20 protein-coding genes are annotated in these 21,358 nt (G+C 38.5%); 8 read left to right on the top strand and 12 right to left on the bottom strand.

Features of this window, described 5'->3' with window-relative positions; genetic code table 11:
* Positions 1–273 precede the first annotated feature (273 nt).
* The 7 genes from rplT to M901_RS15520 form a co-directional block, all read right to left on the bottom strand.
* Entirely contained in the window at positions 274–618 is a 345-nt protein-coding gene (rplT, locus tag M901_RS15490) for a 50S ribosomal protein L20 (RefSeq protein WP_021279182.1), read from the bottom strand.
* A gap of 137 nt (positions 619–755) precedes the next feature.
* On the bottom strand, positions 756–962 hold the full coding sequence (rpmI, locus tag M901_RS15495; RefSeq protein ID WP_021279172.1) for a 50S ribosomal protein L35: 207 nt from the start codon (positions 960–962) through the stop codon (positions 756–758).
* A gap of 177 nt (positions 963–1,139) precedes the next feature.
* Positions 1,140–1,715, bottom strand: a complete 576-nt coding sequence (infC, locus tag M901_RS15500) for a translation initiation factor IF-3 (RefSeq protein ID WP_021279183.1) — start codon at positions 1,713–1,715, stop codon at positions 1,140–1,142.
* Positions 1,716–1,788: 73 nt separating this feature from the next.
* Entirely contained in the window at positions 1,789–2,235 is a 447-nt protein-coding gene (locus M901_RS15505; RefSeq protein ID WP_034722653.1) for a hypothetical protein, read from the bottom strand.
* Positions 2,232–3,140: a cation diffusion facilitator family transporter gene (locus M901_RS15510; protein ID WP_021279159.1), complete on the bottom strand. Its 909-nt coding sequence runs from the start codon at positions 3,138–3,140 to the stop codon at positions 2,232–2,234. Before M901_RS15510 ends, M901_RS15505 begins: the two co-directional genes overlap by 4 nt.
* Before the next feature lie 10 nt (positions 3,141–3,150).
* On the bottom strand, positions 3,151–4,935 hold the full coding sequence (locus tag M901_RS15515; protein ID WP_021279173.1) for a 1-acyl-sn-glycerol-3-phosphate acyltransferase: 1,785 nt from the start codon (positions 4,933–4,935) through the stop codon (positions 3,151–3,153).
* A gap of 15 nt (positions 4,936–4,950) precedes the next feature.
* The gene (locus M901_RS15520) at positions 4,951–6,012 is read right to left on the bottom strand and encodes a guanosine monophosphate reductase (protein WP_021279164.1); all 1,062 of its coding nucleotides are present in this window, start codon (positions 6,010–6,012) and stop codon (positions 4,951–4,953) included.
* A gap of 202 nt (positions 6,013–6,214) precedes the next feature.
* Between M901_RS15520 and M901_RS15525 the strand changes: the two genes are divergently transcribed.
* The 3 genes from M901_RS15525 (at position 6,215) to M901_RS15535 (ending at position 10,720) form a co-directional block, all read left to right on the top strand.
* Complete coding sequence (locus M901_RS15525) at positions 6,215–9,430, top strand: efflux RND transporter permease subunit (RefSeq protein ID WP_021279177.1); 3,216 nt, start codon at positions 6,215–6,217, stop codon at positions 9,428–9,430.
* Between the two features lie 165 nt (positions 9,431–9,595).
* Entirely contained in the window at positions 9,596–10,246 is a 651-nt protein-coding gene (locus M901_RS15530; protein ID WP_021279174.1) for a hypothetical protein, read from the top strand.
* Positions 10,247–10,273: 27 nt separating this feature from the next.
* Positions 10,274–10,720, top strand: coding sequence for a hypothetical protein (locus M901_RS15535; protein ID WP_034722660.1), 447 nt, complete (start codon positions 10,274–10,276; stop codon positions 10,718–10,720).
* A 92-nt stretch (positions 10,721–10,812) separates the two neighbouring features.
* On the opposite strand, the gene M901_RS15540 is transcribed toward M901_RS15535, so the two are convergent.
* Positions 10,813–12,435, bottom strand: a complete 1,623-nt coding sequence (locus tag M901_RS15540; RefSeq protein WP_021279189.1) for a Na/Pi cotransporter family protein — start codon at positions 12,433–12,435, stop codon at positions 10,813–10,815.
* A 16-nt stretch (positions 12,436–12,451) separates the two neighbouring features.
* Positions 12,452–12,739: a hypothetical protein gene (locus M901_RS15545; RefSeq protein ID WP_021279185.1), complete on the bottom strand. Its 288-nt coding sequence runs from the start codon at positions 12,737–12,739 to the stop codon at positions 12,452–12,454.
* 226 nt (positions 12,740–12,965) lie between these two features.
* Between M901_RS15545 and M901_RS15550 the strand changes: the two genes are divergently transcribed.
* On the top strand, positions 12,966–13,886 hold the full coding sequence (locus tag M901_RS15550; RefSeq protein WP_021279166.1) for a glutamyl-tRNAGlu reductase: 921 nt from the start codon (positions 12,966–12,968) through the stop codon (positions 13,884–13,886).
* Here the strand turns inward: M901_RS15550 and M901_RS15555 are convergent.
* The 3 genes from M901_RS15555 to M901_RS15565 are packed head-to-tail and all read right to left on the bottom strand — an operon-like array spanning position 13,883 to position 16,697.
* Positions 13,883–14,698, bottom strand: coding sequence for a glycosyltransferase family 2 protein (locus M901_RS15555; RefSeq protein ID WP_021279193.1), 816 nt, complete (start codon positions 14,696–14,698; stop codon positions 13,883–13,885). The two genes, M901_RS15550 and M901_RS15555, sit on opposite strands and share 4 nt — an antisense overlap.
* A gap of 11 nt (positions 14,699–14,709) precedes the next feature.
* Complete coding sequence (locus M901_RS15560; protein ID WP_021279175.1) at positions 14,710–15,780, bottom strand: glycosyltransferase; 1,071 nt, start codon at positions 15,778–15,780, stop codon at positions 14,710–14,712.
* The gene (locus M901_RS15565; RefSeq protein ID WP_034722661.1) at positions 15,780–16,697 is read right to left on the bottom strand and encodes a hypothetical protein; all 918 of its coding nucleotides are present in this window, start codon (positions 16,695–16,697) and stop codon (positions 15,780–15,782) included. The genes M901_RS15560 and M901_RS15565 overlap by 1 nt, the downstream gene beginning before the upstream one ends.
* Positions 16,698–16,908: 211 nt before the next feature.
* Between M901_RS15565 and hemC the strand changes: the two genes are divergently transcribed.
* Genes hemC through M901_RS15585 form a run of 4 tightly spaced genes read left to right on the top strand, consistent with a single transcriptional unit; the run spans position 16,909 to position 21,333 of the window.
* Positions 16,909–18,468 carry a hydroxymethylbilane synthase gene (hemC, locus tag M901_RS15570; protein ID WP_021279169.1) on the top strand — a complete coding sequence of 520 codons (1,560 nt, stop codon included), beginning with the start codon at positions 16,909–16,911 and terminating at the stop codon, positions 18,466–18,468.
* Between the two features lie 9 nt (positions 18,469–18,477).
* Positions 18,478–19,746 carry a glutamate-1-semialdehyde 2,1-aminomutase gene (locus M901_RS15575; RefSeq protein WP_021279161.1) on the top strand — a complete coding sequence of 423 codons (1,269 nt, stop codon included), beginning with the start codon at positions 18,478–18,480 and terminating at the stop codon, positions 19,744–19,746.
* Positions 19,737–20,654, top strand: a complete 918-nt coding sequence (locus M901_RS15580) for a sensor histidine kinase KdpD (RefSeq protein WP_021279180.1) — start codon at positions 19,737–19,739, stop codon at positions 20,652–20,654. The genes M901_RS15575 and M901_RS15580 overlap by 10 nt, the downstream gene beginning before the upstream one ends.
* Complete coding sequence (locus tag M901_RS15585) at positions 20,647–21,333, top strand: response regulator transcription factor (protein ID WP_021279170.1); 687 nt, start codon at positions 20,647–20,649, stop codon at positions 21,331–21,333. The genes M901_RS15580 and M901_RS15585 overlap by 8 nt, the downstream gene beginning before the upstream one ends.
* Positions 21,334–21,358: the final 25 nt, after the last annotated feature.

Below are 21,358 nucleotides of genomic sequence, written 5' to 3' on the forward strand. Positions count from 1 at the left end.
CATGATCTTCCAGTATCGGGATCATCCCCTTTCTATATTCTGCATAACTCTGGTCATCACTTACGTGTAACCCCACCATCATTTCAAAAACCTTCATGACCATACCTTTGTTAAGTTACTATCATTCTATAGTGTCATCTCCCCTTTCGTAAGGTGCCATGCACCTTTTGTTTCGCAGGTGCGAAACGATAGGTGCATGGCACCTAAAAAAAAAGCCCTCTTCAAGAAGAGGGCCATTATGGAATTATCGTTTTTGAATTTTTTTGTTTGAAATTACTTTGTAGCTTCGTAAATAGCTTTGAATCCTTCGAAATCTCTTGCTGCAATTTCAGAAAGCATTTTTCTGTTGATCTCGATGTTATTCTTCTTCAGTTGACCCATGAATTTTGAGTATGAAGTTCCTAACGTCTTAGATGCTGCAGAAATTCTTGTGATCCAAAGTCTTCTCATATCTCTTTTAAGAAGTCTTCTACCAATGTATCTGTAGTGTAGAGCACGCTTTACAGTTTCAGCTGCGTGGTAGTATTTTTGCCTTCTAGAAAAGTGAAAACCTTTTGCTAGTTTTAGGACTTTGTTTCTTCTTTGTCTTGCCTTAAAACCTCTTCTAACTCTTGACATAACTTTCTCCGTTTTTTTGACGCTTGGGGGATTTTACTCACTTTCAGACCCAAGAATCAGGTTAAATAAACAATTTTTTGATCATGTTTAAAGAGTTGATCAAACTCTTTTACTTAGCTTAGATGTAGCTCAAAGGCTTACATTTTAGCTGCGTAAGGAAGCATTCTTCTTACTCTAGCAACGTCAGCTTCGTTTACGTAGTCAGTTTTACCTGCTCTCTTCTTAGCATCAGTTGGCTTTTTCTCAAGAATGTGTCTTAGGTTAGCTCTTTTTCTTTTGAACTTCCCGTTTCCTACAGCCTTAAATCTCTTTGCAGCTGCTCTTCTCGTCTTCATTTTTGGCATGAATAACTCCTAAAAAAAATGTGATTGTAGTTAATTCAAAAACAAAATAATTTCACAAGTGCATATAAGTACCAATTATTTGGAACTTTGAAAAGAAAAAATATGCTGCGCTTGGAAAAAAATATAGGATTTTTAGATATTTAGCCCCGATATGGGGCTAAATAATATCGATGTAAATTATTTTTTCTTATTTGGAGCAATGATAGAAATGATTCTATTACCCATTACTTTAGAAGGACTCTCAACTTGAGCGCCTGCTTCTTCACAAACACCGGCAATAATAACGTCAAATTTCTCTTTACCAGCTTCTCTATAGGCCATTTCACGACCTCTAAATTGCATAACAAATTTAACCTTATCACCTTGCTCAATAAACTTGTGAGCTCTCTTAAGCTTAGTCTCAAGATCATGCTGCTCGATATTTGGTCTTAATTGAACTTCTTTAAGTGCAACCTTGGCCTGCTTCTTCTTTTGCTCATTGGCCTTTTTCTGTTGCTCATACTTAAATTTTCCATAGTCAATTACTTTAACAACAGGTGGTTTCGCCGTCGGAGATACTTCTACTAGGTCCATTCCTAGATCTGCTGCGATCTCTCTAGCTCTATCAATGCTAACGATCCCGTATTGCTCTGTATCGCTTAATAGCCTACATTCTTGAATACGAATCTGGTCATTGATACGTGGCCCTCTATCTCTAGGCCCCTTTCCTCTTCTGTCTCTAATAATCCACCTCCGGAATTGTTTGTAATACACTCTGTATTATCAAAAACTTATAACTAATAAAAGTAATATTTAATTATTATTGTCTCAAAATTATTCCAATCTCTCACTCAAAAGGCAAATAATTCTCCATTCGAACTTCTAAAGTCGAGTGACTAGGAGTCAATTTAATCAATATCTTATGAGCCTTATGAGATTTTTCACTCAAAGCGGCCTTAAATTCTTTGACCTGGCTCAATAATTTCTGATTATTATATAGAGTCTCTAACTCTATTGGCAATGAGTAAAGCGTGTCTCTCACTGTATCAATAACATGAAAGGGAGTATCTAAATGAGTCACATTACCTGTAAATGATCGAGCAACATGATACTTATTTTCACTCTCATCGAATAAGAGAAAGAGATCACGACTCATTAGCTGACACTTTGGTGAATTTTCCATCACCTTGAGAACTTCCATTGAAATATCTTGCCACGGGGCAATATCATCAATCGGACCATAACTAAGAAGTCTCATATTATGGCCTTCGCCACTCACTAATTCTAATTTCATGGATCAACATGTTCCTTTTCATAGGGTTCGACATGAATTGTCACATCAATGTGACGACAATACCCCTTAAGGCTCTCTTTTAGCATACTTTCTGCGATATGGGAGATTTTATGGGCCTCGATAAGGCTAAGTCTAGGATCAAGTAACATATGAAAGTCAACTTGCATCCAATTAGTATTTCCTCGGGCCCTAAATTTGTGAATATTTCGAACACACTCCAAGGCCTCGATCTCTTTAAGAATTTCCTTCTCAATTTCTGGAGAAGCGTCAAGTAGGTCATCGAGATTCTGACGAAGAATATTGATTCCCATATAAATTAAATAAAGAATGATTCCCATCCCAATGAGAATATCAGGCCAGAACCAACCAAACTTAGAGCAAATAATGGAAAAGAGAACACCGATACTTAGAATCATATCACCGAAAGTGTGGGAGCTATCGGCCAAAAGTAATGAGCTATTTAATCTTTGCCCCTCTTTTCTTTCATAATAAGAAACAAAGAAACTCACAATCATCGAAAGGATAATTGTCACGACAGGAATGAGTCCAAACTGGCCAGTGACAAGCTTCTTTTCAAGGATAACTTCCTTATATTCAAAGGCCAATTGCAGTGCAGAACTAAAAAGCAGTGCTGCAATAAAGAGACTTCCAAGAGTCTCAAACTTGTGATGGCCGTAATTGTGTTTTTCGTCACGTGGTCTGGAAGCGAAGGTAATTGCTAAAAGTGAAATGATATTAGAAGAGCCATCAAAGAGCGATTCTAAACCAGAAGATGAGAGTGAGAGATAGTGAAATTTCTGACCCGCAATAATCTTGATGATCGCCACAAAGAGGTTCAGTCCCAAAGTGTAAATCAGGACCTTCTTAATTTGCTTTTCGCGATTCTTTAATAAACTCTCTACCACTTATACAACTCTATACAATTCTTAAATTGAATTTTAACTGCTCCATCAACTCACTTTCAAGTTTTTGGATATAGTGATTAAGGGCCTCGGGATCAGTGATTCTAAAAGATCCTTTCTCATTAGTAATAAAGCCCTTTTGTGTAAAATACTTAATAGCATTCTTTGTCAGCTCCACATTGTAACTCTCTGGGAATCTGATCACTCGTGCAACTTGAATTTCACGGTTAAAGACTTCTTCAAATTTGGTCATAAAATCATCTCTTTTAAAGAGTTCAATCCCCTCTTTTTCAAAGGCCTTAAGAGTTAGGGCCGAGACAAAGTATGACTCATTAATATAGCTCAAGGTTCTAGAAAACATTCCTAAATTAGAAGCAATCTTATAAAGATCCTGGTGAGATAATTCAAGACACTCTTCAAGTGAGTGGATTTCTCTGTCTGCTGCATCTGAAAGAATTCTCAGCGTCTTTGTGAAGTACTCTTTTACCGTTGGAAGATAGAACTCATGCTTGAGCTGATCTCTTTGTTCAACAAAGAAAGTCTTGAAATCATCAACACTATTTAGCTTTCCACTAAAGAGGTTGATCCAAGCAAGGTTAATCGTCCACGGAATCATGAAGTGATGTAAAATTGTATTCTTAAAAAAGAGTAATTCTGCACGACACTCTTTCTTAATAGAATAGAAAACCGTTGAGTTATCATGTCTACCGATGACTTCAACTTTTCCATTTCCAATCAAAATATCGAGGGCACGTCCAAGAGTGTCTTCTATTTTATTCACATTGAGACTATCGACAAAAGGAATCTCAAATTTCAAACAAAATTGAATAATGGCATTGGCCTTGGCAATAATATCAGACCACTTAAGAGCTCCCTGTGCTTCATCTAAGAGAACAAGGACCAAAAGAGAAGTTGGCGTCACAACCATCTCCTTACCTACTCTTCTAAAACATTTAAAGGCCAACTCTTGCAAGTTCTTCTTATTTATTTCTGGATCATCATGCTTCTTAGCTTCGACCGGCTTACCGACATTGATGTGAACATTTCCAAATTGGTAAGACACGAGTTTAATAAGATTGAGAAGTTGTCCAGTACTCTCCTTAACTTTCTTGCCACCCATCATTTCTTTGGCCAAGGCCCTTTGCTCAGGAACATACTCATGAGCAATACTGATAGGAACAAAGAGAAGAGGAGATTTCTTATCTTCAGGAAGATGGCTATGGGCCTCGATAAGCATTTGATAGAGACCAAACTTAGGAGGTCTTAGTTTTCCCGATCGAGTTCTCCCACCTTCAAAGAAGAATTCAATCGGCTCTTTATTCATCAGTAGCGCATAGAGATAAGCCTCCATTGTAAATTTATAGAGGATATCATTGGCAAAAGATCTTCTTATAAAGAAGCATCCTGATTTTCTAAAGAGTTTTCCAATTGGGAAGATATTAAGATTGTCCCCTCCTGCAACGAAGAGAGGACGCTTATATGTTTTATAAAATTTATAGTTGATAGCAACGTAGTCTGCGTGAGATTGATGGTTTGGAACAAGAACGAGTGAATTCTCTTTCATAAGTTCTTTTAAGTTCTGACCGTTTTCATTGAAATTGATCCCATCGTATAGTCTTGGAAGTGCTCCATCGAGCATTTTTTCCATCATTCCAATATAACCCTTAGAGAAATCTGCTTTCATCTCATCGAGGTTTTTCAGGGCCTTTTCTTTGGCCCCCTTGGAATCACTACTCTTTTCAATTCTCTCTTTTAGTTTTGGGTAAGAAAGAACTGTCTTTTGCAGTTTACTAAGCATACTTAAATCCTATTTCTATCTTTTTCCGTGTGGCTTACTTTCACTCATTCCGGAAGATGACATCTCCATAAAGAGACCTGCTTCAGTCATGGCCGGAATTGATTCAACACCGAGATATGTCATACCACTTCTAATCCCACCAGTGAGTTCGAATATAATATTTTCAACCGGTCCCTTACATGGAATAAGAGTGTCAACACCTTCTGCGGCCATTCCCTTCGGAAGATCGCCTCTCCAAGACACCTGAGCGGCCTTCGAGGCCATACCACGGTATTGCTTCATTCCCTCTTTCAACTCACCTGGAGTTTCAAGTGTTCCAGAAACAAGAGAGCCCACCATACATGTTGAAGCACCTGCACAAAGGGCCTTTACCATATCACCAGAGTTCTTAAGACCACCATCGGCGATAACCGGAACTCCATGCTTTACAGCTTCATTTACACACATAGCAACAGCTGTTAGTTGAGGTACTCCATGACCTGTAATAATTCTCGTCGTACACATACTTCCCGGTCCAATACCAACTTTAACAGCATCAGCACCTTTATCAATCATACGCTTAACACCATCTGGAGTTGCCACGTTTCCTGCGATAACATCAATTTGAGGGTAGTTCTTCTTCACGTAATCAAGAACTTCCATCATCATTATCGAATCACCATGAGCGATATCGATCGTTAGAATATCAATTCCTTCGGCCGCTAAAAGATCGGCCCTTTTCATTCCCTCTTCCTTAACACCAACAGAGGCCGCGACAGGAAGATTCAGGTTATGATCTCGGATATAGGCCTTAATTGCGCGTACATCTTCAACCTGCTCTTCAGGTGACATAAATCTATGGAGAATTCCAAGTCCACCAAGTCTTGCCATTTCACAGGCCATCTCACGACCAGTAACAGTATCCATATTTGCCGAAACAATTGGGATATCGATTGCGTGATTCTTTGTAACTTGAGTTCTAAGTGATGGATGGCTACGTGATGAAATTTCACTATAGCGAGGAATGAGTAGAACATCGTCAAAAGTTAAACCCTTACCTCTTTCCAGAATACCTGAAGCATTAAACATCAATTCCATGATTATATCTCCCCTAAGAATGTGAATGTGCGTAAAAATTCTAACATGCTGATTTCGCGGTGGCCACGAATCTCAATTCATTTTTGTGACAGAATTGGCAGAATTTTATCAATATTATTTACACTATGCATATAAACCCGAAAGGCCCTGTGCTATGAAGAAGAGTAATATATTCAACTCAATTAGCTGAAATTAGGTATCTATGAAGAAAATAGCGAATTATTTCATCAATAACGGCTTTATTGTCAACCTCATTAGTACAGCGATGATCCTCATGGGATTGATCTCACTGATGCATATGAAAAGAGACTTGGCCCCTGCGTGGAATTGGAAACATATTAATATTTCCACAAGTCTCTCTGGCGCTGGACCGACACAAATGGAAAAGTTTGTGACCTATCCTATTGAGCAGTCAATCAAGAACCTGCAGGGAATAAAGAGTATCGACTCAGAATCTGGCCAAGGCTATATGTGGATAAGTCTTTCACTTAAGGAAGACTTTGACGACTCTCAAGAGCTTGTTCAAAAAATCAAAGATACAATCAATAATCTTCGTGCCAACCTACCAAAAGAAACCGAAGAAGTAAGCGTTGAAGAAATTAAGTCTGTAGATTCATTCTTCACTCAGTATGCACTCGTTGGCTTTGACGAAAAAAATGACGAGCACCAAAACTGGCTCTCAAAAATCAAGCTAAGAGTTGGTCACATAAAAGGTGTCTCAAGAGTCAATGATACGGCCAGAAAAAAACAACTCTATATTCAACTTAAGCCAGAAGAAATGGCACGCTACAGACTGACAAAGTCTCAAGTTTATACAGAGGTTATCAATGCCTTTACCCTATTTCCTATTGGAACCATCACAAAGGGTTCAAAAGATATTCTCGTTGAAATTGAAAGTAAGGATCTTCAATTAGAAAATATTAAGAATATCATCATTAAGGCCAACTCATCTGGGCACAAGCTGAAACTCTCAGAGATCGCCAATGTACAAAGACGCCTTCCAAAGAGATCGACGAGAGAATATATCAATGGAACCCCTTCTGTGGAGCTCAATATTAGAAAGTCTCTAGATAGTGATGCCATGAAACTCAAAGAGGAAGTTGAAAGTTTCATGAAAAAGGAGCAAGAAGGTGCGCCAAAGGGTGTTCAAATTAGCGTCACACATGATGGGCCAAGCTTTATTGCCAGACAAATCAACGCACTCAAGTCAAACTCTGTTTTTGGTGTCATTCTTGTTGTTCTGACACTCTTTATTTTCTTAGGGCTAAAGAACTCCCTTATGACAACTCTGGGAATTCCCCTGGCCTACTCATTTACTTTCTTCATTCTTGATACAATTGGAATAAGTCTCGACTTAATTTCAGTGGCGGGAATGCTGCTTGTTATTGGTATTCTTGTGGATGACGCCATTATTGTGGCGGAACAATACTCTCAAGAGCTAGAAGAGGGACACCCTCCAAAAGAGGCCGCACTCAAGGCCGTCATGAAGACTTGGATTCCTATTACAGGAACCGTGCTAACAACAATTGTGGCCTTTATGCCACTTCTTATTGCAAAGAACCCGATGACTGAATTCATGCTAGCGATTCCACTCGTTGTTATCCTGGCCTTGGGAGTAAGTCTCTTTGAATCATTCTTTATTCTCCCAAATCACCTCTCCCACTTTGTAAGAGAGCCGATGAATGAGAAGAGAATGACTTTTATTAACAACCTACGCTCAATCTATGCCAAAGTTCTTGAATGGGGACTTAAGCTACGCTATCTGGTCATTATCTTCTTTATTGGCTTTATGGGATATTCTGTTTACTTTGCTTCAAAGAATATTCCAACAGACTTCAACCTCAATATTCAGTCTGAGAAAGTGAGATTTCTAGCAGTTCTAAAGAAGTCACAGAGCATAGAAACAACAGAGAAGATCATTTCTCCTATTTATGAAGACCTTAATAAACTTGATAAGAATCGTTACAACTGGCTCTCAACGAGAATCGGTCGTGCTTGGATAAATGGGGAAAAACAAGAGGGTCCACAATATGTTACCTTCTCAATTTACTTCTCTCAATTAGATGACAATGTCGAGGCCAATAAGAAATATGTTGAGCAAGAGCTTAAGAAAACTCTTGAGAAATATCGAAAGAGCGGACTCTATGAAAAGCTTGATGTTAGCCGAAACTTTGGTGGTCATGACGATGCTAAGAATAATATTGTAGAAGTTATTATTAGCTCGAACGCTCCATTTGAAATGCAAGAAATTTCAAAGAAAATGAAAGAGACACTTTCTCCTATAAAGGGTGTGAAGTCAGTTGATCTTGAGAGCTCTAAGCTAATCGATACTTGGGTCTTTGTACCTAATCACTCTAAGATCTTCTCTCATGGATTAAGCCTCACTGAGGTCTCTAGACAGATTCGTGGCTATATTAATAAGAGTAAAATCTATGAATACAAGGCCGGTCCAGAAATCCTTAAGGTATATAGCTATATTGAGGACGGTGAAAAGCAGACGAAGACAAGCTTAGAGAATAAGCCGATTATTCTTTACAATGGAAACTCTGTAAAAACCAAGGAGCTTGGAACTTGGGAAGTTCGTTCGCGCTATAACACTATTAAGCACAATGATCTTAAACGCTCATTTATTGTAGAGCTCCCTTTTGATGATAAGCTCATCACAAAATCAGACCTTATTAAAACCATAAAAGAGAAGATGATCACTCTTGAAGACGCATACCCTCTTTTAAGTTTTAAAACACGAGATGCTGATGAACAAAGTCGTGAGAATAAGAGCTCAATTAGCAAGTCTATGCTCTACTCTGTCTTAGGGATCTTCTTTGTTCTTGCGATTATTTTAAGAAGTATCGTACAGCCCCTACTCATTTGTTCGGCCATTCCATTTGGAGTGATCGGAGTTATTTGGGCCTTCTACTTCCAAGATCTCAAGCTAACCCTTATGGCCATGATTGGAATTATTGGAATGGCCGGGGTTGTCGTCAATGACTCTTTAATTCTCGTTGATACAATTAACAAGATGAGAAGCTCTTGGAAGAGCTTTTCTAAGAAGATCATCATCACAGGTGCGACCTCTCGTTTAAGACCAATTATTTTAACAAGTATTACAACTCTTGGTGGGGTCTTTCCCATGGCCTATGGAATTGGTGGAGACTCAGGTTTTACAAAACCTCTCGCGATGAGTATGGGATGGGGACTCCTCTTTGCGACTGTCCTAACTCTCTTAGTTCTTCCTTGTATGCTTATGATTCAGGCCGACTTCATGAAGCTTTTTGGAAGAATTGCGGCACGATTTACACGAGTACAAGATGATCAGGCCACTAGTGAAGGCCAAGAGAGTCCAAAGATTGAAGACTTTGATATTCCACTCATTGCTGGAACAAATCAAGAAAATGAGACCAATCAAACAATCCAATAAGCTAAGGCGGGAAACTCTCCCGCCTTAGCTAACCATCTAATATTACTTAGTGACAAAATTCTAAGTCATGTAAATACTTCAAAAGCAATGCGGCGCGCATAAATATAAGTTATAAGAAGTAGCTTTTAAAATTAGACGAAAACTCAAAACAATAAAGGATGAATCATGAAGTTAAGAAACCTTCTTTTCCCACTACTAGTACTTACGGCCTTCAACTCAAGCGCTCAAATTCAGACAGTGAAAGTTTCAGACGGAACAACAGCTTACTGTAAAAAAGATTACGATGTTTACAGAAGAGCAAATATGAATGGTGTTTACAGAGCGAAGGCACAGAATATCAAAGTCACTGAAGATGGAAAGATTGAAGTTGAAATTGCTATGGCATTTCTTAGATGTGCAGCGACGAAATCTGGTTACCAATTTATTGCACATTCACCACTGAGCCCAGCAACAACAAAGGCCATTCAAATGAATGGAGCACTTGCTAATATTAATATTGAAACTAAGGATGCAACACCTAGAGTTTTTAAAGATGGAGACTACTCACTTCTTCAAAAATCAGAGCTAGCAGACAAGTCTCTTCAAATTCAAAAAGTGACTCTTCCACTTGAAAAAGTATTAAATAGCGCTCAAGAGCAAAAGCTTAATGAGACAGGAAAGACAAATGGAAACTTTGATATTTTCATTCATAAAAATATTTCTATCGTTAATGAGATGAGCCAAAAACAATTCAATACAACGGCAACTCTAGGTGCTTTTAGAATTCATTTCTCTCTTGAAGAGACAGCAAATGGAACAAAAGCTAAGCTAAAGTAATAGCAAATGATCTTGGAGAAATTAAAAATGAAAAAGCTAATGACACTGATTTTTCTTGTCGCTCTTAACCTTACAGCTCAAGCCGCTGACTTCACATGTCTAAAGGTTAATGACAAGACAGGCTTCGCTTATGAGCTCAAAAAACAAGTAGAAGATGACAAGAGTGTTGAGTTCACATTTCTCACGCGTTTTGGGAGCTGTGAAAGTGGTGAATTAGTAGCCGAAGCGATAAAGAGAAAGAGTGGAAAAGTTCGTGTCTATGACGATGCTCTTCACATCCCTTTTATCACAAAGGCCCTTTCAACTGTTTCGATTGAAGAGTTTGGAAGTGAAACTGAATATATTGTGAAATTAACAAAGAAAGATCTTTTAAAAAGAAAGCAAAGAGGAATTTTGGAATTCATATCTTCATCAACAAACGAAAGCATAAATTCATTTTTGGCTTTGAGGCCAAGAAGAATAAAGATGGAGTGATCGAGTTAATCCTCACAAACCCAAAAGCTTTTAAGTCATTTACAGTATAAGAAAAGGGACTACTAAGGTCCCTTTTTTATTTCTAGATTATTCTACTTGTGGATTGTCAGATAGATATCACGAGCATGGCCACGTACCTTGGCCAGGGCAATCATCATATCAGAGTAATAAATATGTTTTCGTGGGTCATCATCTTTGTGAACCTTAGCATAGGATTCTCTTTCGGCCAAGAGCGTCTTCTTTAATTCAAGAGCATTTTCAATGAACTCTCTTTGGTCTTCATGAGGCTCGATAACTTCAGTGTAGATTCTTAGTCCTGTATGGAAAATCTCATAGACTTGATGAAAGTTAACAAGCAGACGATCCTTCTCATCTACTGTTAACTCCCATTCTTCATAGAACTTAGTTAACATCGTTGAAAGCTTATCTAAACTATCAGCTAATTGTTCAAGAGAAGAGGCCAATTTCAAGTACTTCATCGAGTTCTTTGAGTCATCCTCTCCAGAACCAGATGAAATGACTTTCTCAATGAAAATATCAATCTCTTTTTGAATATTATCAATTATTCTCTCGTAATCCTTAATCTTAGCAAGGGCCCTTGCTCCTTTATACTTAGAATCAATATATTCTTCACACTTAAGAAACATACGATCCACAATATCCATCAACTTAGAGATCTCCATCTCAACAAGCACATAGGCCATACTTGAAGAAAGGAATCTCCCCTCTCCTAAGAACTTAAGCTTTGATTGCTCCTTAAGCTCTCCATCTGGATAGAGCTTGCGTGCAAAGTTCTTCAACATACCTTTGATAATAATGGCATGGAAGAATGAGATGACAGCAATAAAGAAAGAGGCATAAACAACCTTATCAATAGTTGAAAGCGGAATAAGAATATAATCTTCCAAAATAGGTGCTACTATAATAAAGCCCAACACAGTGAAGGCCGTAATAAGAAAGGGAGTGAAGCTCTCACGAATCGCATAGGGACGGGCCTGGGATTTGCTTGTAATGAAAGTCATCATAAAGCTTGCAATCACAGCTCCCATTGCTAGGCCAAGACAAAAGCCAGCACTTACAATTTCAAGTCTTCCTAAAACAGCAGTCATGGCCAAGACCATCGTCGTACTAGTTAAACTTAATGAGAGTAAGAGACCCACAATCGTTGCTAAAGAAAGGGCGCCTAATAGAGTGAGACTTTTGATATATTCTAATGTGGCCTCAATTTTTGACCACTCAGTAAGAAGCTTTAAGGCCTCTTCCATTACAGAGACACCGAGAAAGACAAGTCCTAAACCGACGAGGAACTTCCCTAGCGAGCGATACTTAAAACTTCTGAGAATAAGACCGAGAATCAGTCCCAGAGCAATAAGATTAAGGGCCCTATCATTATTTCCGGCCGACAGAACAAAGAGAATGGCCGAGGCGCCTAGTGCAGTCCCCATCATCATAGGAAGGATGCGGCGATTCTTTAAGAGATTAGCATTGGCCAAACCAATGACAACCATAGAACTCATCGTCGGAGAAAATCCGATTAAAGAGAGCCTTGCCCCATTCCAGAAATTAACCAGGGGGTTTTTCTGATCTTCTTGATGAACAATACGACGAACAATCTTTCCGCCTAGGGTTTGTAGCCCTTGAGAAAGAGTTCTCTGCCCAAAGAAGAAGATGGCCAGTCCTGAGATAAAGTAAAGTATTTGCTGAATATGTCCCATCTTAAAAAACTAATGCTTAGCTAGTCGTAGCTTTAGCAAAGAGAATTGGAATTACAATATATAAAATTGTATCCCTAATAAGATAGAAAAGGAAAAAGTATATGAATGCTTTTGGTCCCTTATCCCAAAGTTTTTCAATCCCGAGATATTGTACCTTCTTAGACATGGCGATCATAAAGCGAGTTTTACCATAATTCTTGAAAAAGAAGACAAGTGCCCCATCAACTTTCTTATCAAAGGCCAAAAAAGGAGCCTTAATCGTCTCCCAAACTCTACTTAAAATTGAATCAGTCTGTGTTTTCATATGGCCGCAAATTATCAAAAATGATATCTCTTGAAAAGAAATACCGGTCCAAAATCGTATAAATTACATGTATTTACTGATTTTAGGAGTTTAATAACTCAAACTGCTCACAAAAAGTAGATTTTACATAAATATCTACATTTCTGTGACACTAAAGCCCTCTTAATTGTATAAACTCATTTATACCGACACAAATAACGCGCATCAACAAAAGGTTGAATAATTTATGCTTCACGCAATTAAATTATTACATATCCAAGGAAATACAGCAGAACTCTCATCTGAGTTACTAGATGAAAAGGGAATCTTTCTTCTAAAGACATGTCAGAGGGCCCTGATTGTAAAGACGACTCCTGTGAAGAAGGATCACCAATCACTTGGTGATTTCTACGAGGGAAAGGATGCCTACCAATTTCTCTTAGAAACAATTTGTGGACTTAAAAGTAAACTTCAAGGTGAAAGTGAGATTGTGGCCCAATTCAAAGAGGCCTATCACAACTATCTTGAAAATGAAGTCAGAAGTAGCGTTATCCTGAGAGTCTTAGAAAAACTCTTTAAAGATGCTAAGGAAATCCGTAGAGACTATCTCGTTAAAATCGGACAACAGTCCTATGCTGGAATTGCCAGAAGAATTGTTCAGACAAAGTATGAGGCCGGTCACGTACTCATTCTCGGTTCTGGTCAACTTGCTAAGGATGTTCTCAAGCTTCTACAAAAGAGATATCAGATCTCTATTAGTGCTAGAAACCCACAAAAGGTCGCCGAACTTATTGCAGAATACCCACACTTAGATATTCAAATTGTCCCTTGGCAAAATCACCAAAGCTACCAAGGTTACGATACAATAATTAATACGATTGGGGCCCAGACAACCCTCTTTGGTCATGACTTCTTTGCTCCAAGATGTCCAAAGAAGAATATCTTCATCGATCTGGGATCACCATCAGTGATTCAAACTTCACATACAAAAGATCATGGGGTCTTTAGACTCACAGATATTTTCAACCATGGGCAGGAACTCGATCAAGAGAAGATGATTAAGATTCAAAATGCTCAATCGGCCATTACTGGTCTGGTAGATAGAAGAGCTGTTAGCCTTGGTCACAATCATCCATTTAGTTGGGAAGAGTTACAATTCGCTTACTAACCTAAATACTTATCATGAACATCTGATTTTGAGCTAAAACCAATCTGCGTTTTCTCATAGATAATAAGCTTAATCAGGGCCCTGAAAATTGCCGTTTGTGCAGAAATCACAAAACCAAGTTTTCCTAAGCGCCAAGACTTTTTAAAGATATGGAAGAAAGTCCAGTAAAGAGTTGCAAGAACCTCTATGGCACCGACTCGCTTACCTCTTTCAAATTTCTCATTGGCAACTAAGAGAGTAAAACGAGGAACTTTTTTAACCCAGTCTTCGATACCATATGTTGGATCATGAAGAACTCGAAAGTTCTGATTTATATAACCAATTTTATCACTTTGTTCATGGACTGGCTTTCCATCTATTAGATGCTCATGATGGTTACCACCAGTATAGCGAACACGGTCTTTGATGAAGAGTCTTTCTTGCCACCAACTCTTTCCGTGGCCAGAAGAAACCTCTTGCCCAAGGTAGTATTCAGTACGACAGATATTATAGAGTACCTTATCTGGGTTATTATTAACTATTTTATATATCTCATCGGCCAACTCAACAGTCATGGCCTCGTCACTATCAATCATGAAGCACCACTCATGAGTGGCCTTATCAATAGAAAAATTTCTCTGGGCTATAAAACCAGGCCAAGGATTCTTGTGAATCACTACATTTTCATAACTCGCAGCAATCTCTAAAGTTCTATCAGTACTTCCCCCATCGATGATAACAACCTCATCAAAGCGAGTTAGTGAATCAAGACATCTCTTAATAAACTTTTCTGAATTCTGAGTTAATAGGAGTACTGAAATTTTCTTAGACATTCTATCCTCTATTACTTACTTAAGAAGTCATACCAACGAGCAAAGTTCTTCTTCTTATCAAATTTTTCTTCTACTATTTGGCGACCATTCTTTCCAAATTGTGCACGCAGGTTCTTATCTTTAATAAGGATCTCCAACTTATTGGCAAAGTCTTCCTCACTAAAGGCCTCTGCTAAAAATCCCGATTTACTATCCGCGACAACTTCTTTCATGCTACTTGTATTGAAGGCCACCACAGGTTTCCCACAGGCCATGGCCTCAATCATAGATCGGGCCGTCCCCTCATAACGGGAAGTAAAAGCGTAGATATCAATAGTTTTAACAAAGCTGGCAACATCATCGGTATGGCCGAGAAATTCGACCTCTTTTTCTAAACCTAGCTCACTTCTTAGCTTCTCTAAACTCTCGCTCTCTTCACCTGTACCAGCGATCTTCATGACAAAATGGTGTCCCCGCTCTTTTAAAATTTTAAGAGAAGGAAGAAGCATATCCAGACCTTTTTGATGAGAAAGCCTCACGGCATTTCCCAAAGTGATAAGTTCTTCAGAAGTTTCACCAACATAGGAAAAATCATCAAGATCTATCCCATTAGCAATAACTGGTGCGTATTTGTTCTCACTTAATAAAAGTGGTGATTTATTTTTAAATTCATCTCTAACCGCTTCAGAGATTGGGACAAAGTAATCAATCCCTCTTTGAAAGGCCAGACGGTAAGAAAGTGATTGCTTTGGCGCAATAGGCATACCACAACGAAGGACAACTTTTTTTACCTTGGCCGCCTTCACTGCGAGAGCAGCACTTCGAACATCTCGAAAAGAGTTGAAGACAAGAACATCTAGTTTATCTCTTTCTATCATGGCCTTAACCTTAAAATAGAAGAAGATATTAAAATAACTATTCTTCGTGATCTGAACATCCCTAATATGAAACCCTAAATCACGTGATCTCTTTGCTAGTTCACCATCAATGGGCGAATAGATAAAGACCTTATCACCTTTATCATGACAGTTCTTGGCCATTTCAATATGCCACTTCTCACCGCCACCCCAAATAGAATAACCATTGAAGAAACCAATTCTCATTACTTTACCAACTTATAATTTTTGAATTCACCAATTCGATAACCTGTAAGACTTTCAATATAGTCACTAATGGCCATACGAATATGCTTCATTCTAAAGTCAGACTCGAGAGAATCAAGACTCAAATCATTTCTATTCTCTTCAATCCACTTGGCCATAAGCTTTGGATGAGTGTCTTTAAATTGCTTTAAACCAAACACCTTCTTATATGACCAATCCTCAGAAGATTCGTAATCTTTTCCATGGTAGAGCTTATCAAAAGACTTAATTTTCTTGGCCATGACTTGTTCACTTCTGGCCCAACCATAGTGAAAAATTCTCGCATCAATAAGCTTTGCAAAAGGCTTACGCCCATCAGGAAATCGGAAACCTTGTGCATCGAGGTGAGAGCGAATTCCAGTTCCATTTTTAACAGTTCGAACCTCTCTTCGATAGATAGTTCTCGTGTATTTATAAATATCAACATTTCCAAAGAAATGAATATAATTGTAAACGAGGGCCTCGAGATCATTGCGATCGATCAACTCTTTAATACCATTTTCAATATTCACCAAATCATCTTCATGAAGAACTTCATCTCCTTGAATATACTGACAGGCCTTTCCACGACACTGATCAAGGGCAATATTTGTTTGCTGCGAAAGGATCAATCCACTCTTTTGAATATTTGGATCCCACCAAGACTTTATAAACTTATACTTACTACCAGTAAGATTATCTCTTAAATATTCCTCTGTACCATCATCTTCAGTACACTCAGGATTATTAAAACCCACATTAATAACGACTTCGTCACATAGTGGCTCAATAGAGAGAACGCTTTCTAAAATGGGATAGCCTAGCGTCAATCCATTCTTAATAAATGTAAAACCAGATGTTTGCAAGATAGCTCCTTTAACAAGCTTCAAAGATAACATAAAACTTTCACCTTGGCCGTAATTCTCTAAAAACATGGGACCCACGGCGTTAAAAAACAGAAAGATTATTGAGAGTGATGAGCCTGAACACATTTTCATCAAAGATGTAGACTATTCTACATTTCCATGACACAAATTCGATGACATTTCTGTATGTTAAATAGCAATTCAAGACATTATTAATGCACTAAGTAACAATCTAGGAGTTGTTTTGACAAATATCGTTCCAGTCAAAAAGAAATATATTATTGGAACTCGTGGTTCCCTACTTGCCCTCACTCAATGTGGACAAATTAAAGATCAATTAGAAGAGTTAACAGGTGATGAGTTTGAACTCAAAGTTATCAAAACTCAAGGTGATCAAATTGTCGATAAGCCACTATGGCAACTAGAGGGAAAAGACTTCTTTACAAAAGAACTTGATGCTGAACTACTCGAAAAGAAAATCGACTTAGTTGTCCACTCTTATAAAGATCTTGGAAGTGATAGACCGCAAGGAATAAAACTGGCCGCCATCACAAAGAGGGCCTACGCTCAAGATATTCTTCTTATCAAGAAAACAACAGTTGAAAAGTTATCTCAAAAAACTGAATTCATTGTTGGGACAAGCTCACCAAGAAGAATTGTGAATATCGAATCTCAACTCTCACAATTCCTTCCCCATGGAAATAATCTTGAAGTAAAGACCAAGATGCTACGTGGAAATGTCAACACAAGAATTGGAAAGCTCGTTGAGGATCAATATGATGCAATCGTTCTGGCCCTGCCAGGGATTGAAAGGCTCGCTATCACACAGAGCTCAAGAATTGAACTTGAAGCACTCCTTGAAGGAATGACATTTATGATTCTTCCTCAATCAATCTTTCCATCAGCGGCGTCACAAGGGGCCCTTGGAATCGAGTGTCTAGAAGACAGAGATGACAATGGAGAACTTCTAGAAAAACTTCAAAAGGTCCAAGACAAGGATACAGTTAGTGAAGTAAGTCGTGAAAGACATGCCTTTGCAAATTATGGTGGAGGTTGTCACCTAGCTGTAGGAATCAACGTGATGAAGGCAGGAGATTACTACCTCCATGTCCACAGAGGAGCAGTTGATGATAAAACAGTTGCTGAAATTCACTTAGAAGGAAGCTTTCCAAGTCCAGATAAGAAGACAAAGGCCTTTATCGGAATGCCTGCTTCAAAGCTTGAAAAAGACGGTGAGCTAAACGAATTTACACCATGTAGACTTCTTAAGAAGACAGAGCTTAAATTAGAACAACTCCCCGAGGGAGATACTCTAATCTCTTCTTCGTATGGGATGAATAATCTAGAAAAAGCGAGTGGTGCTATTTTTACAGCGGGAACAAAGACGTGGCAGCAACTCGCTCAAAAAGGTCTTTGGGCAAATGCGAGTTGTGATTCACTCGGAGAAGCTTACTTAGAAAATATTAGAAACTCTAAGACTTTAGAAATTATGTTAGGGGCCAATCGTTCTTTGAATATTCTTACAAATGAAGAAGGTTACTCAAAGTATGGAAATATACTTGGCGCCTATAAGAAGGAAATCCTTGAGCTTTCTCAAGCTGAAGAAGATGAGTTACTAAACTGTGATACATTCTATTGGACAAGTTTTTCTCAATATCAGGCCTACACTCAGAAGTACCCAAAGATAGCGGAGGGATTTCACTGCTGTGGTCTAGGAAAGACGCTTGAAGCATTTAAAGAGAGAGAAATTAGTGTGCGTCCATTCTCATCTATAACAGAATTCAAAAATTGGTTTAAAAAATAAGGATAGTATATGACAAATCAAACTCAATTATTCGAAAGAAGTAAAGAACTTGTCCCAGGTGGAGTTCACTCTCCTGTTAGAAGTTTTAAAGGACTAGACTCAACTCCTCGTTTCGTAAAATCAGCCAAGGGTGCTTATATAACTGATGTTGATGGAAAAGAGTATATCGATTTCTGTATGAGCTTTGGACCTCTTATCCTGGGTCATAGAAATGAAGTTGTTGAAAATAAACTTAAAGAAGCTCTTGAAAGAGGATGGAGTTATGGGGCTTGCGAACCTTACTCACTTGATCTCGCAGAACTACTCCTAGAGAGACTTCCATTTGTAGATCAAATTCGTTTTGTGAACTCTGGAACAGAGGCCGTGATGACGGCCTTAAGACTTGCGAGAGGGGCCACAAAGAAGAATAAAATTATTAAATTCAATGGTTGTTACCACGGGCATGTTGACTCAATGTTAATTAAGGCCGGTTCAGGTTTAGCAGGAACAGCTGAAGCATCTTCAGGAGGAGTTCCAGAAGGTATTGCACAAGATACACTTATCTTAGAGCTTGGTGACCTTGAAGGAGTCAAGGCCTGTTTTGAAGATCACAAGGATCAGATTGCAGCGATTATCGTAGAGCCTCTTCCTGCAAATAATGGACTTCTTATTCAAGAAATGGACTTCCTTAATGGACTAAGAGAAATCACAAAAGAAAATGATGCTCTTCTTATCTTTGATGAGGTTATCTCTGGTTTCAGAGTGGCCTTTGGTGGGATGGCCGAAAAGACAGGAATTACACCTGATATCGTTACCTATGGAAAGATTATTGGGGGTGGGCTTCCGGTTGGAGCAATCGCTGCAAAGAAAGAAATCATGAGCAATCTTGCTCCTGTTGGAAGTGTCTACCAAGCGGGAACACTTAGTGCAAACCCTCTAGCTATGGTTGGAGGTAGAGAAACACTACTTCAAATGACGGCTGACAAATATGTTGAGCTTGAAAAGAACACAAATAGAATCGCAGAGGTATTCAAGAAATGGCTAGCAGAGTACGACGGTGGAAAGTTCTCTAACTATAACGTTATTCACACAGCCTCTCTTTTTTGGATCGTTCCAGGTGATAAGATTAGATGTGTAAATAATATCCCAGGAAATATTGGAGAAGACTTTGTGCCACTATTTGAATTACTTCTGGACAAGGGAATTTATCTTTCACCAAATGCCTACGAGGTAGGTTTTGCTTCACTTGCTCACAATGATGAAGTGATTAAAGACCTTGAGGAAAGACTTTGGAAATAAAGAAGTCTAACTCTATTCTCTTTATTCTTTCAGGATTAGTTGGAGTCCTTATCACCCTACTTGGGGCGTGGTGGCTCTATCTTCTCTTCGCTTTAAGCAATAAACTTTCGGCCCTTGAAGTTCAGTCTTCAGGGCCAAATATAGCACGACTGATTAAATGGGAAGGTACTGCATTTATCATCCTTCTCTTTATTATTATCATTTCACATACAATTCTTTTCTTTAAAGACCAGAAAAAGAATAAGGCAATCCATGCTTTCTTCGCAGGTCTAACTCATGAGCTTAAAACTCCGCTTGCCAGTATTCGCCTACAGGCAGAAGTGATTAAGGATGAGGCCGACAGAATTGAAAATTCGAGACTAGATAAGCTTACCAATCGACTCATCGATGATACGGGAAGACTTGAAACTCAAATGGATAAGATTCTACAACTCTCAAGAATTGAAAGAGGTGGAAACTTAAATCTTGTTGCAATCCCTATTGCCTCTCTCTTTGAAAGGGAGCTCAAGAGTTTTTCTCAAGACCTTGAATATCAACTTGAGAATATCGACTCTTCAACAGAACTCATGGCAGATGAGTTCGCTCTTGAGTTAATTGTGAAAAATCTCATTCACAACACAAAGAATCACACAAAATCAAAGAAGATTCATATTAAAGGGTCGAAGCAGGAAAAGAGCTTTAAAATCACCTATCGTGACTTTGGGGCCTTTGAAGGAAATATCGCCAAACTTGGTAACCTCTTTTACAAGCACAACTCTTCAAAAGGTTCTGGAATAGGTCTCTATCTTTCTAAGAAACTTATTAAGAGAATGAATGGTCAATTTAGTATCAAACAAGAGGACAGCGCTGGAAGTGGATTAATTTTTGAAATCACACTCCCTTTAGCAAAAGGAGCTGATCATGACTAAGATTCTTATTGTCGAAGATGATAACAACTTAGGTGACACTCTCTTTGAGTACCTCGAAGGGTTTGGTCATGAATGTCTTCTTGCAAAGTCGGCAAAAGAGGCCAAGGAACACTTTTCTAAACTAGCTCCAGATATTGTTCTCATGGACATAGGTCTGCCAGATGGAAGTGGGCTTGAAGTTGCAAGACAGTTTAGAGATTTTAGAAAGGATTTCGCCCTACTCTTTCTTTCGGCCCTTAACGACCCCGAAACAAAAGTTGAGGGACTAGAGATTGGCGCCGAGGACTATATTACAAAACCATTTGCTCTTAAAGAGCTTATGATAAGACTCGATCGTATTAAATCATTCAAAGAAGATGTCAGCTCAGTTGAAGAAGAACTGGTTTTTGGTAATCTAAAAGTTTGGTTTAAACGATTTGAAGTGCAAGATGGGCAGGGAAAAATACTCAGTCTTTCCCAAAAAGAATGTGCCATATTAAAGCACCTCTGGGTAAATAAAGGCGTCGCACTAACTCGTGATGACATTATCGACAAGGTCTGGGGAGAAGATAAATTCCCTTCACACAGAACAGTGGATAACTATATCGTCAAATTGAGAAAGTGGGCGGAAACAGATCAGAGCGGATGTCTTGAAATTCAAAGCGTTCGCGGTATTGGATATAAATTAACAATAAAATAGATAAGATTCATAATAAAAGGAATAA

The organism is Bacteriovorax sp. DB6_IX, from assembly GCF_000447775.1.
Taxonomy (GTDB): Bacteria; Bdellovibrionota; Bacteriovoracia; order Bacteriovoracales; family Bacteriovoracaceae; genus Halobacteriovorax_A.